Genomic DNA, 12953 nt, shown 5'->3' with positions numbered 1-12953 from the left:
GCCCACCCGTACGACACCGCCCAGGGGCCAAGGAGTCCCGGCCGTCACCGCGTCATCGTTCAGCCGGACACCGGCGCCGGCCTCCGGGGTGAGGGTGACGTTGCCCTGGAGGTCGATGGTCAGCCGGAGGGCGACCGCCGGCAGCGAGGCGTCCGGCAGGGGGAGCGAACAGGTCGGCGCCGATCCGGCGGTTGCCGCGCCGACGCCCAGCCGGACCACGCGCCCCGCGCCGGGACCGCCCGCCACGCGCAGTTCGTACTGCCCGACCGGCTCGCCCTTGCGCAGCAGCGGGCCTATCGAGGGGTCGACGGAGACGCGCATGCCGTCCCGCAGGACGCCGGCCGCCGGTGTCGCGGGGTCGCACAGCTCACCGTCTGCCCACAGCACCGGCGCCCCGGCGACCGCCGTTCCGTAACCGGGCAGCGAGGACAGTGAGGTCCCGGGCATCGCCACGACGTTCTCCGACCCGCCACCTGGCGGGTCGATGCTTTGTCCGACGGCGTGCGCCAACACCTCCGCGACATCGCCTGCCGTGGCGGTGTCGTCGGTGGTGATGACGACGTCCTCCGGCTCACCGCCTTCGCGTACGACCGTGACCAGCATCCGCATGATGGTCGTCCTCCCCGTCGGCCCCTGTGGCCACGTTCGTCAACTTCAGCTAACGGAGACTATGGCAGTCCCCGGCATCGCGCCCCGGCGCCCCGGCCTCACACCGCCGGCATCGCGTAGATCTCCGGTCCGTTCGTCACCAACAGTCGGTTTCCTGCCGTCGCGATCTGCCACGGGGCGCCGGAGTCGTTGTCGTCCGTCCAGGTCCAGCGCACTGTGCCGGTCTTGGCTTCGAGGGCGATGACGCCTCCCGACAAGGGCCCGGCGGCGCAGTACAGCGTCGTGCCGACCCTCACGAACGTCCCCGGCCCGCCACGGTTCTGGTCCTCGCAGAGCCAGATCCGCCGGTGCGTCTTGACGTCGACGGCCCAGATGCCGCGGTCGTAGTCGCTGATGTAGAGCACACCGTCGATGACGGCCGGGTTGTTGAAGCCGCGGCGGCCTTCGGGGGAGAGCGTCCAGCGGGTGCTGCCGGTCTCCGCGTCGACGGCTGTCAGCTTCTCGCCGGGCAGGAAGACGAGGCCGTTCGCGACCGTGGGCTGCCAGGCCCAGTCGTCGCCGATCTTCTGCGTCCACAACTGGTCGCCGGTCGCGGTGTCGCGCACGGTGAGGTTCTGGTTGGAGTCCGCGTAGACGAGGTACTTGCCGGAGACGGTGCCCTGGACGTCATAGTCCCGCGTGCCCCAGTCGCGGTGCTGCAACCACACCTTCTTCCCGGTGCTGTGGCTGATCGCGGCGATGGCGGTGCGGTAGTCGGTGGCGCTCTGGGCCTGTGCGTAGTCGGTCGCCGTGACGTACACGTTCTTTTCGTCGATGGCGATGGTGCTCTCGATGCCGAGTTTCTTGCCGAGACGGCTGCGCCACACCTCCTCGCCGGTCTTCACGTCCCGGGCGACGAGGACTCCTTCGACGCCGCTGTCGGTGAGGAACACCTTGCCGTCGTGGAACAGAAGCGGGGAACCGGGGGCGCAGACATCGGGCTTCGACCAGCGGGTTTCACCGGTCTTCACGTCGTACGCCACCAGAGGGTCGCCGCTGATCAAGAGCAGGCCGTCATGGATGAGGAGGGGTACGTCGGTGGTGGTGCTGTCCTCCGCCGCCGTCTCGTGCCACAGGGGTTGGGGGGCGACTCCCGCCGGCGGGGTGGTGAAGTTCTCCCCGGCGGGCTGGGCGGAACCGGCGCCGTTCGTGCCGCTCGCCCCGTCCGTGGTGTCGTCGCTCCGGCCGAGCCACCAGGCGGTGCCGCCGCCCGCCAGTGCCACGGCGGCGGCACCGCCGAGCGCGAGACCGAGAACGCGGCGGCGGGAAGGGGCGGCGGAGGTGGTGGCAACGGTGGAGGCCGGACCCGAGGCACCGGGGTGTCCTTGAACACCGTGGCCGGGCGGGGGCGTCCCGTACCCGGGGGTGGGGAGCCCGCCCGGCGGTGTGGCGTAGCCGGGGGCCGGTGTCTGCTGGGCGGCGGCCGCGGGGGCGCCGCTGTATCCCGGAGTCTGCGGATACCCGTAGCCCGGGGTCGGTGTGCCCGGTGACTGCGGTGTCCCGGCCGTCATCGCCGGTGCGGGCCCGAAGGACGCGGCGGCCGCGGGCTGCGGCTGGTGCGGTGCCTCCAGGTCCAGGATGCCGGCCGCATGTGTGGCGATCGTCGAGGAGACCGCCGACGGCAGCCAGTCGCTGAGGACGTCCTCGACCCCCTGTGGGGCGAGCGCCGCCACGATGTCGGCCGGTGCCGGCCGTTGCGCCGGGTCCTTCGCGAGGCATGCGCGGACGAGGCCCAGCAGTTGCTGCGGTACGCCCTCGACGTCGGGTTCACCGTGCACGACCTGATACAGCAGCGAGGCGTGCGAGGCGGTTCCATGGCCGAAGGTGCTCCGGCCGGTCGCGGCGAACGCGAGTACGGCGCCCAACGAGAAGACATCACTCGCCGTACCGATGTTCTCGCCCAGCGCCTGCTCCGGTGACATGTAGCCGGGAGAGCCGACCACGACTCCCGTCTGTGTCATACGGTTTCCGTCCACGGCGCGCGCGATGCCGAAGTCGATGACGCGCGGACCGTCCGCCGCCAGCAGGACGTTCGACGGCTTCATGTCGCGGTGGATCAGCCCGGCCGCGTGCACCTCCTGGAGGGCGGCGGCGAGACCGGCGGCCAGCGCCCGGACGGTGTGCTCCGGCAGCGCGCCGTGGGCGGCGACCACGTCCGTGAGGTCCGGGCCGAGCACGTACGACGTCGCCAGCCAGGGCAGGGGTGCGTCCGGGTCGGCGTCCACGACCGGGGCGGTGAAGCGGCCGGAGACGGCCTTGGCCGTCTCGACCTCATACCGGAAGCGGTCGCGGAAATCGCCGTCCGCGGCCAGGTCCGGACGTACGACCTTCACGGCCACGGTGCGACCACCGGGCGAACGGGCGAGGTAGACACGGCCCATGCCGCCGGCGCCGAGTCTTCGTAGAAGCCGGTAGGTGCCCAACTCCACTGGATCGTCCGGCTGCAGTGCCTCCACGGTGGGCCTTCCCGGCATGGCCCGATGGGGCATGCGTCATTCGTGTGTGATGGTGTTCGCTTTCGCAGACACAGTAGTGAGCGCCCGAGCCAAGGTGAGATTTAGGGGCCATGAGCGGGAGTTCGGCGAAGCCGAAGCGGCGGAAGGCGGCTGGACCTGCCTTGCGGTACGAGCACAGGGCAGGGCGTCCGCCGTCCCTTCGCCGGGTGAAGGCCAGGGCCGGAGAGCGCCTGTTCGGCTGCATGGTGCTCCCCGGCTTCGTCCTCCTCCTCATGCCGCTGGTCCCGTTCGACATGTACTGGGGCCACGGGCTCTGGGGCGACTTCGCCCACCGAGGGGCTGCTGAACCCGACCGGCCCGGAAGGCCCCCCGGCCCCGCCCGCCGCCCCGGCCCCCGTCGCCTCCAGGTTCAGCAGCTGCACGGCACTGCGGCTCACCTGCTCCACGAGCGCCCCCGGCAGCCACCGGCCGGCCACGAGCCGCGCCGCGCCCTCGGGGGCCAGTCGACGGGCCAGCTGCGCCGGGGCGGGCCGCGCCTCCGGGTCCATGGCGAGGCACTGCGCCGTGAGGCCCCGCAACTCGCCGTCCAGCAGGCCGAGTTCCGGTTCCTCGTGGACGACCTTGTAGAGGAGGGCGGCGGAGGAGTCGCCGGGAACGGGGGCCGGCCGGTCGCCGCGTAGGCGAGGACCGCGCCCAGCGAGAAGACGTCGGCCGCTCCCGTGACGCCCTTGCCGAGGATCTGCTCGGGCGACATGTAGCCGGGCGAGCCGATCGACACGCCGGTGGAGGTGAGGGACGCCGTGCCGTCGGTGGCCCGGGCGATCCCGAAGTCGATCAGCAGGGGGCCGTCGAGGGTCAGCAGGACGTTCGAGGCTTCACGTCCCTGTGCACCGGGCCCAGCTCGTGCACCGCCGCCAGCGCCTCGGCGAGTCCCGCGCCCAGGGCCCGTACGGTCGGGGCCGGCAGGGGTCCGCCGTCGGCGACCGCGGCCGACAGGGACGGGCCGGCGGCGTACGCGGTGGCCACCCAGGGCACCCGCGCCCCCGGGTCCGCGTCCAGGACGGGCGCTGTCCAGGCACCGCCCACCCGGCGCGCGGCGTCGACCTCACGCCGATGGGGGTCCCCCCCCCTGCTCGAGCGAAGCCGAGAACTTGGGGGAGCGCCCGGAACTCCTCGTCCAGCGCGAAGTGCGGATGAGGAGTGCCCGGAACTCCTCGTCCAGTGCGAAGTGCGGATGCACGATCTTCACGGCGACCGTGCGGCCACCGGCGCTGCGGCCCAGGTAGACCCGGCCCATGCCGCCGGAGCCCAGCCGGCCGAGCAGCCGGTAGGGCCCCACGACGGTGGGTTCGTCGACGTCGAGCGGCCGCATGGGCGTCACCCCTCCCCCGTGGGCAGGCGGGGACGACCGTGGTCCCGGTACGCCTGCACTCCCCCGGCAGAGTAGTGCGCGAGCACCGCGCGGCTCACGGCTGGAGCAGGTCCACCTTCACGTCCGCCGGGAAGCCGGTCGTCGGGCCGACCCGGCGTGCGAACTCGGCGACCGCCGCCAGCTGCGGGCCGCCGAAGCGGAAGTCGAGGGTCGTGAAGTAGCGGGCGAGGGTCTCCTCGTCGAAGGCCTCCCAGCGGGCGGCCTGCTCGGCGACCTTGCCGACCTCCTCCAGGGAGAGGTTGCGGGAGTCGAGGAAGGCCTCGTGCACCCGGCGCGTGATGACCGGCTCGCGCTCCAGATAGTCGCGGCGGGCCGCCCAGACCGCGAAGACGAACGGCAGGCCCGTCCACTCCTTCCACAGCGCGCCCAGGTCGTGCACGGCCAGGCCGAAGCGCGGCCCGTCGAGCATGTTGGCGCGCAGCGCGGCGTCGCCGATGAGGACGGCGGCGTCGGCCTCCTGCATCATCAGACTCAGGTCGGGCGGGCAGGTGTAGTAGTCCGGCTGGACGCCGTAGCGCTCGGCGAGGAGCAGCTGGGCGAGGCGCACGGAGGTGCGGGAGGTCGACCCGAGGGCGACGCGGGAGCCGTCCAGCCGGTCCAGCGGGACCTGCGAGACGATCACGCAGGACATGACCGGGCCGTCGCAGCCGACAGCGATGTCGGGGAAGGCGACCAGGTCGTCGGCGTGCCGGAGGAACTCGACGAGGGTGATCGGACCGATGTCGAGTTCGCCCTGCACCAGCTTCTCGCTGAGCTTCTCCGGGGTGTCCTTGGAGAGCTCGAAGTCGAGGAGCGTGCCCGTTCTCGCGAGCCCCCAGTACAGGGGCAGGCAGTTCAGGAACTGGATGTGGCCGACGCGCGGCCGGGTGCGAGGATTGTCCACATCGTGAGGCTAGCCCTCACGGCGTACGGACCGGCGCGCGACCCCGCCGTCGGGGTGTGGGGCCGTTGCGGGCGCCTCCTCCGCCAGTCGGCCGGAGGATGTTCAAACATTCGGGTGACGTGATCTTGACCCCTATTGCATTCCGCGGCCTGCGTGCTAGGCTCGTCGCAAGTTGCAGTTTGGTTTCCCTTGCAGTACAGAGCCTGCGGAGCATGTGACCGCGGGCCGGGCGGCTCGTGGCGGGCACCAGGTCGGGCCTGCGACGGGCGAGTTCGGCGGTGTCCTCGGGGCTGAGGGCCAGCTCGGACAGGGGCAGCAGGGTGGGGGCCAGCGACCAGGTGACCTGGGCGCCGGGTGCGTAGGAGAGTCCGCGCACGTCGTCCGGCGAGACCAGGGTGCTCGGCGGGAGCGCGGGGGGCGGCGGCGGGAGCAGGGCGTCGAGCGTGGTGTCGCGTCCCGCCGTGGCACGCAGCTCGGATGCCGCCCGCAGGAACGCGGTGTACTGCTCGGCCGTGGGACCGGCCGCATCCGGAGCGGAGCCGGTGCCGGTCACCGCGCCGGGCCGGTCCAGGACCATCCGGCGCAGCAGGTCCGGTGTCATCCGGCCGTCGCCGTAGCGGGCCGCGGTCGCCGGGCTGAGCCAGCGCAGGCCGTCCACGTAGGCGAGGCCTGCGAGCAACTCGTGGTTCTCGGGGCGCTGTTCGGCGTCCGGACCCAGGGCGTCGCGCAGGGTGCGGATCTGCTGGAGGGTACGGGCGCGGGCGAAGGCGTCGGCGGGCTCGGGGCCCGCGTGCAGACCGGCGACGCGCGCCAGCCGGTCCAGGTCGGCGCCGCCGGGCTCCGGGGTGAACAGCCGCCAACGCCCCGGCCCGTCCGGGCCCTCGGTGAGGACGGCCCGGACTTCGCCCTGCCCGTCCCGGGCCGTGCCGACCTCGGTGGTCGGCGCGTACACCGGCCGGCCGGTACGGTTCGCCACGTGCTGCGCCACCGGCAGGCCGGCCACCCGCGGCTGCCGCCCCGTCTTGCAGGAGAACAGCACCAGGGGCCGGTCCTGATCGCCGTCCCCCGCCCAGGACTTGAGTACCTCGCCGAGCTGTACGCCGCTGACCGTGACGGAGGGACGGGCGGCGTCCTCGGTGCCGAGGGTGACGGTACGGGAGGTGGCGTGCGCCACGAAGTAGTCGGCACCGCGTTCGGTGCCCGAGCCGGGGAGCGGGGCGGGCGGGCCGGTGAACACGGTACGGCGGACGGGGGGGACCTCGGTGCCCGTCGGGGTGGCCGGGGTACCGGCCGGGGAGCCAGGGGCGCCGACCGGGGGTTGTGCGGCCGTGTCGGTGGACGTGGTGCGCACGCCGCGGAAGGTGTCCTGGCCGAGCAGCCCGCGGCGTGCCGCGCTGTGCATCGTTCCGTCCTCGGCCGGGCTCTGCGAGATCGTCAGCATCTGTACGGCACGGCCCGGTTGGGGCCGCGCGGTAGTGTCCGGCACCCAGCGCCGCAGTTGCGCGACGGGCACCGTGTGACCGTCCAGGGTGGTGACGGACGGTTCTCCCCCGCGCCGCGCGGAACCCTCGCCGTTCTCGGCGGTACGACCCGGGCTCACGGGCCGTACGACGATGCGGCCGGGCGGCGGGGCCGGCACGGGGGGTGCCGGCGGGGGGTTCTCCTGCGCGGAGCGTCCGGGTGCCGGGCCGTCGGGCGTGGGTACGTCAAGCGTGGGTACGTCAGGCGTGGGTACGTCAGGCGTGGGGCTGTCCGGCGTGGGGCTGTCCGGCGTGGGGCTGTCCGGCGTGATGGCGGGGGGTGGGGGCGGGGTTGCGCCGTTGCCGGGCCCGCGACCGGCGCCCGTACCGGACGCTTCGCCACCGGTTCCGTTGCCGCCGGACTCCAGGTGGAGGTCCGTGGCCGGTTCGGTCCAGGGGCGGGACAAGGTGGTGAGCTTCGAGACCGTGGGCTCTGCGCCGACCGGCGCGAAGGAGCCGGCCTTCGAGTCCGTGACGGTGCTGCCGGACAGGCCGAGGTGCCCCTGGATGCTCTCGGCGCTCTCGCTGCTCTCGGTGACGGGCCGGGGTGCCGGGCCGGGGGTCACGCCGAGTGCGTCGGCGAGCGGCAGCAGCACGTCCGCGCCGGGGAAGTCGACGTCCGTGGAGCTGGTGGTGACCGGGGTGGCGGCGAGATCCGTCGCCTCCGGGGCCGCCCCGGCGCCGTCCGGTGTCACGGCGGACGGCGGGCCGTTGAGCGGGCGGACCTTGACGGGGGCACCGGGGCCCTCACGGGTCAGCTCCACGGCGGAGCGCACCGGGCGCCCCGCCGCCCCGTCCGACGCGGCCGCCGGGCCCAGCACCACGGCCCGGTCCGTCCCGGCGGAGTCCAGCACCTCGGACGCCTGCTGCGACCCCTCCCCCGGCGGCGGACCGTCCGAGACGACGACGGTCAGCGGGGGTGCCTTCGCGGCTGCGGGATCACCGGTGTCCGCGTACGTACCTGTGGTGCTCACCTTTGGCGGATCCGGGGTCAGCGCGGTGTCCGAACCGGGCTCGCTCTCAGGGGAGTTCGACGTGACGTCGCTCTCCGACGGTGCGGTGGCCTCCGGCAGGGGGGGCGCCTCCGCAGCCGGGCCGGCCTCCGGGGAACCGGGGCCCATCGGCGAGGTGTCCGTCTGCGCGGGACCGGCCGTGCCGTCCGTGACACGACTGCCCTGGCCCTGCGGTGCGGACGAGGACGGGGCGTTGCCACCGGGCGAGGGGACACCACCCGCGCGGCCACCGGCACCAGAACCCGCACCGGAGCCGGTGCCAGCACCCGTACCCGTACCCGTACCCGCACTAGTACCTGTTCCGGCGCCCGCGCCCGCACCCGCACCTGAGCCCGGCCCCACGCCGGAACCGACACCCGAACCGACACCCGAACCGACACCCGAGCCAACACCCGAGCCAACACCGGGACCACCACCCGAACCGACACCGCGACCACCACCGGAACCGACCCCGGGACCACCACCCGAACCGACACCAGGCGCCGCCGAGGCCCCGGTCGCGTCCAGGTCGGCGGGCCCGCCGGTGCCCGCCGTGAGTGGCGTCTCGACGGTGACCGGCGTGCCGAGACTCTCCAGTGCGCGGCGGACCGCGTCCGTGTCGATCTCGGCAGTCGGGCCGTTCCCCGCCGGGATCACCCGGATCTCGGGCCGCTGGGCCAGGTCGCCGCGCAGTCCGTCGCGGACGCCGATCTCGTGGCTGCCGGGCGGCTGGGAACCGCGCAGGGCAGCGAGGTCACGCAGGGCCTGCTCGCGCACCTCGGCGGGGCCGTGGTGGACCTGCTGCCACAGCTGGTTCTCGGCGGCGGTCACGGGCAGGCTGCCCGGGGAGTACGTCGGCGGAGCAGGGCTGGTGTACGGCGGCGGGTTCCCGGCGGAGTAGGGCGGGGGCGACTGGCTGCCGATGCCGTCGCCCGAGCCGGTGTCCTGCTCTGCGAGAGGCGGGGGCAGGGGCGCCGGGGAACCCGCGCCGCCCGTCGTGTCCGGGTGGGCGGTGCTGCCGGCACCCGACGCGTCCGAGGACCGCGAGCGGTCCGTGCCGTCGCCGCCGGCGGAGACCGTGGGAGGCGGCTGGTTGCGCAACTTGTCGATGGCGTGCCGCAGTTCGGCGCCGGTGTTCTGGGCGGTGCCGGTGAGCCCGGCCTCGACCTGGCTGCTGAGGCCCGCGCCGACGAAAGTGGACCAGTTGGTGGACCAGTCCCCGTCGAAGGCACCCTTGATGAGGATCTCCCCGAGGGCCTCACCGGCGCCGGCGGCGAGGAAGTCGGCCGTTCCCTTCAGCCCGTAGTGCCCGGCCAGCGCGCCCGGGCGGTCGGCGTTGTTCCGCAGGAGCTGGTTGTTCCGCCACAGGTCGGGGTTGTTCCGGAAGGACAGCGGGTTGTTCCGGAAGGTGATCGGCGTGTTCGTCCCCGGGGTGGGTCCGTTGCCGTACGGGGTGGGGTCGGGACCGTTGTCCGGGCCGTTGGGGTTCGGGGTGGGGTCGGGGTCCGGCCGGGGGCCCGGGCCGTTGTTCTTGAACTCCGGGCCCGGGATGTTTCGCAGGTTGGGGTTCTTCTTGAAGTCGAGGTCCGGGCCGTTCTTCAGGAAGTTGTTGTCGTAGCCCTTGACGAGCCTCTTGGCGAAGTCGTCGAAGATACTGGTCAGCCCGCCCGCCGCGGCGCCGAACGCGGCGGACTTGCCGACGTCGCCCCAGTCGATGCCGTCCGGGCGGCGTCCCTGTGGGGCGAAGTTCATCATCGCCAGCCGCACCGCCAGCGTGGTGAACGCCTCGGCGAACGCCTCGGTCAGCGAGGGCGCCAGGTGCAGCCGCTGGAGCAGGTGGGTGAGCGTGGTGAGGATCATGAAGCGGCTGCGCAGCTTGGCCATCATGATCTGGCTGGCGGAGGCGCCGCCGGTGAAGAAGGACATCGCCAGGTAGATGGCGATCTCGATCAGCAGCCGGATGACCTCGGCGATCACCTGCCACTTGGACTCCATGATGTCCATGGAGGTCTTGCGACGGCCCTCGGCGATCTTGTCCAGCTGCTCGGCGAACGCGCGCAGGTAGTTCTTGCCGCCGTCGTCGATGAGCATGCCCATCGCCCTGGCATACGACTTGGACAGGTCGTCCGGCATGACCTCGGCGATGTCGTGGATCGACTTGTCGATCAGCGAGGACATCCTGTCGAGCTTGCGGCCCAGCCCCGAGTAGGGCCGGCGGCTCTCGTACGCGAGGTCCTCGTCGGCGTCGATGAGCCTCTCCCCGGTCAGGATGAAGATCATCGCGTTGACCTCGGGCGACGGCTTGATGCTCATCTCCGGCCGTCCTGGAGGCGGTTCGGGCAGGACGGAGCGGCCGCTCCCGGCAGGGCGTGGGAGCGGCCGTGGGTGCGGAGGTCAGCGGCGGCCATGCCCGCCCGGGCCGCCGTCGCCGTTCAGGCCGTGGGTGTCGAGGACGCTGTTGTTCCGCTCGATCTCCTCGATGTTGCGGTCGCGGGTGGTCTTCATCATCCGGACCTGCGCGACCGTGGCGTCGGTGATCTCCACCAGGGCGTCGCGGAACGACATCATGGTCTCCTTGGTGGTCTGCCGTTCCTTCTGCTCCTGCGGCTTGGCCTTCTCCGCGAACTCGCCCTCATTGCCGGGCCACGAGACCGTCGGGGCCAGTTCGTCGAGGAACTCCTCGGTCATGCTCCTGGCCAGGGAGCCGATCTCCTCCAGCTGCCCTGCCAGGGCCTCGATGCGGTGCGGGTCGACGTAGTAGCGCTGTCCCATCGTCAGTCCTCCCCGTCCTCGCCGAGCGCGTCCCGCCAGGCCGGGGTGGCCGGGTCGCCGTGTGCCTTGTCGTCGTCGTCCTCGCGCAGGACCTCGGGGCCGAAGATGCGCTCCCAGTCCAGTTCGAAGCCCTTCAGCTCCGGTACGCCGCTGCTGGGTTCGGTGAAGGGCGCCATCGCCTTCATCACGCGCCGGTTCATCTTCAGGCGCGCCGCGCTCGCCGCCTCCAGGACACTGGCGGCCAGCTCCTGGGGGGACATGTCCCGGTACTTGTGGTCCAGGAACTCGATGCCGGTCAGCTCGCCCTGGGGACCCACGGTGGCGCGGACCGCGCGGTCGGAGGACAGCACCGCGAACGACGCCTGACGCAGCTCGCGTTCGGTGCGCGCGACCGCCTCCTGCGCGGCGTGGAGTTCGGCCATCGCCTTCTCCATGCGCTTCTCCAGCGGCTCCGTCACTCCCGCTCCGCCCTTCCGTGTCGGACACCCGTCTGTGCCTGCGGACATGGCATCCGAGGCGTCAACTGCAGTGCTGATCTTGCCTGGTGACGGTGGAACGAGGAAGGCCGGGTCCGGTCTTCCGGGCATGTCACCGTGCTCACCGCCCGATGACGGCCGGGTTGCCGCCCTCCTCGGTGCCCCACACGTCCTCGTCCTCCTCCAGATAGCCTGCGGAGCTGGTGGACCTGTGATTCTGCTCCGCTTCCCGCTCCGGGGAGTCGCCGCCGGTGGTCGTCACCCGGGGGGCCGGTGCGAGGAAGGTGTCGTTGTCCTCCTGCCGGTGCCACGGGTTGCGCCGCCGTCGGTTGCGGCGTTCGCTCTCCTCCACGGCGTCGACGAGGACGGCGCGCACCCGCTCACCGTTGCCCTTCTCGCCGCCCGCACCGGCGCCCATGCCGCCCATGCCGCCCATCGGCATGCCGGGGGTGCCGGGCGTACCGGGAGCGCCGGGGGTGCCGGCCGCGGCGGTCGACTGGAGCGGGGCACCCAGCTGGTTCGCGGCGCTGTCGGACAGGGGAGCGACACCGTTCGTGGCGGTGACGTCCGGGGAGAGGGCGTCCGCCCCGGACAGGCCGCCGCCTGCTCCCCCGCTGCTCGCGCCGCCGCCTCCGCCCCCGCCGAGACCCAGCTCGGAGAACGGCACGTCCCGGCTCGTGACGGCGTCGCGGCCGGTCCGGTCAAGGTCGTCGAGCAGGTCCGACACGTCCTTGCCGCCGGAGGAGTTGAGATCGCGCAGGTCGATCTTCTCGGTGTTGCCCTGCGGATCGGTGATCGTGGCGATGCCGGTGTCGGGGTCGATGACCTGCTTGCTGCCGTCGGGGAAGGTGGTGGTCAGACGGCCGTCGTCGAGGAAGCTCTGTGAGCCGTCCGGGTTGGTCACCTTCGCGCCGTGGGTGAGGTCGGTGACCGTTGTGGTGCCGTCCGGGCGGGTGGTGGTGAGCATGCCGTTGTCGGGGTCGAAGGTGGCTTTGCCGCCGTCGGCGAAGGTTGTGGTGAAGTCGCCGTCGTCGAAGGCGGTGTGGCCGCCCGTCGGGGTCTGCAGGCCCTCTGCCCGGCCGCTGTTGAGGTCTCCGAGGTCGCCGATCGACTCGGTCGGCAGGTCGGAGTTCAGGTCCCCGAGGTTCCCCAGGTCGCCCAGGTCGCCCAGGTCGCCGAGGGAGTTGCGGCCGTTGAGACCGCCCAGGCTGCCGAGGTTCTCGGTGACAGTCTTGCCGTCGGGGTCGGTGGTGGTGGTCTGGCCGGTCGTGGGGTCGACCTTCTGGACCGTGCCGTCCGGGAAGGTCGTGGTCAGCTTGCCGTCGTCGCCCAGGGACGTCACCGAGCCGTCCGGGTTCGTCACCTTCACGCCGTCGCCCAGGTTCTGCGTGGTGACCGAGCCGTCGGGGTGGGTCGTGGTGAGGACCCCGCTGTCCGGGTCGAAGCTGGTGCTGCTGCCGCCCGGGAAGTCGGTGGTCACGTCTCCGCCGCTGGTCAGCTGCGTGTTGCCGCCGGTCGGGGTGTCGAGCACGCCGTCGCCGCCGCCGAGTCCGCCGTTGAGGCCGCCGTTGAGGCCACCGTTGAGGCCGCCGTTGAGGTCGCCGAGACTGCCCAGATCGGTGGTCGTGACCTTGCCGTCGGGGTCGGTGGTGGTGGTCTGGCCGGTCGTGGGGTCGACTTTCTGGACCGTGCCGTCCGGGAAGGTCGTGGTCAGCTTGCCGTCGTCGCCCAGGGACGTCACCGAGCCGTCCGGGTTCGTCACCTTCACGCCGTC

General features: G+C 72.7%; 5 protein-coding genes and 4 pseudogenes. All 9 read right to left on the bottom strand.

All coding sequences use genetic code 11. The annotated features are described in order from the left end of the window. Nucleotides 1-609, bottom strand: a pseudogene (locus ABZ281_RS10250) (cell division protein FtsK); the annotation flags it as partial. A 98-nt stretch (nt 610-707) separates the two neighbouring features. Then, nucleotides 708-2159: a PQQ-binding-like beta-propeller repeat protein gene (locus tag ABZ281_RS10245; protein ID WP_356653986.1), complete on the bottom strand. Its 1452-nt coding sequence runs from the start codon at nt 2157-2159 to the stop codon at nt 708-710. 162 nt (nt 2160-2321) lie between these two features. Continuing rightward, nucleotides 2322-3104, bottom strand: a pseudogene (locus ABZ281_RS10240) (serine/threonine-protein kinase); the annotation flags it as partial. 329 nt (nt 3105-3433) lie between these two features. Next, nucleotides 3434-4476: pseudogene (locus tag ABZ281_RS10235) on the bottom strand (serine/threonine-protein kinase); the annotation flags it as partial. Nucleotides 4477-4570: 94 nt separating this feature from the next. Continuing rightward, the gene (locus ABZ281_RS10230; RefSeq protein ID WP_356653984.1) at nt 4571-5419 is read right to left on the bottom strand and encodes a menaquinone biosynthesis protein; all 849 of its coding nucleotides are present in this window, start codon (nt 5417-5419) and stop codon (nt 4571-4573) included. A gap of 16 nt (nt 5420-5435) precedes the next feature. Then, nucleotides 5436-10244, bottom strand: coding sequence for a hypothetical protein (locus ABZ281_RS10225; protein ID WP_356653982.1), 4809 nt, complete (start codon nt 10242-10244; stop codon nt 5436-5438). Nucleotides 10245-10325: 81 nt separating this feature from the next. Then, nucleotides 10326-10703 (bottom strand): hypothetical protein, encoded by a 378-nt coding sequence (locus ABZ281_RS10220; protein ID WP_030838425.1) that lies wholly within the window; start codon nt 10701-10703, stop codon nt 10326-10328. A gap of 2 nt (nt 10704-10705) precedes the next feature. Next, on the bottom strand, nt 10706-11161 hold the full coding sequence (locus ABZ281_RS10215; protein WP_356653980.1) for a YbaB/EbfC family nucleoid-associated protein: 456 nt from the start codon (nt 11159-11161) through the stop codon (nt 10706-10708). Between the two features lie 139 nt (nt 11162-11300). Beyond that, a pseudogene (locus ABZ281_RS10210) lies at nt 11301-12953 on the bottom strand (hypothetical protein); the annotation flags it as partial.

Origin of the sequence: Streptomyces sp. NPDC006265 (genome assembly GCF_040613555.1) — a bacterium.
Taxonomy (GTDB): domain Bacteria; phylum Actinomycetota; class Actinomycetes; order Streptomycetales; family Streptomycetaceae; genus Streptomyces.
Note: the sequence above shows the minus strand (reverse complement) of the source record. Positions and strands in the feature narration are given on the sequence as shown.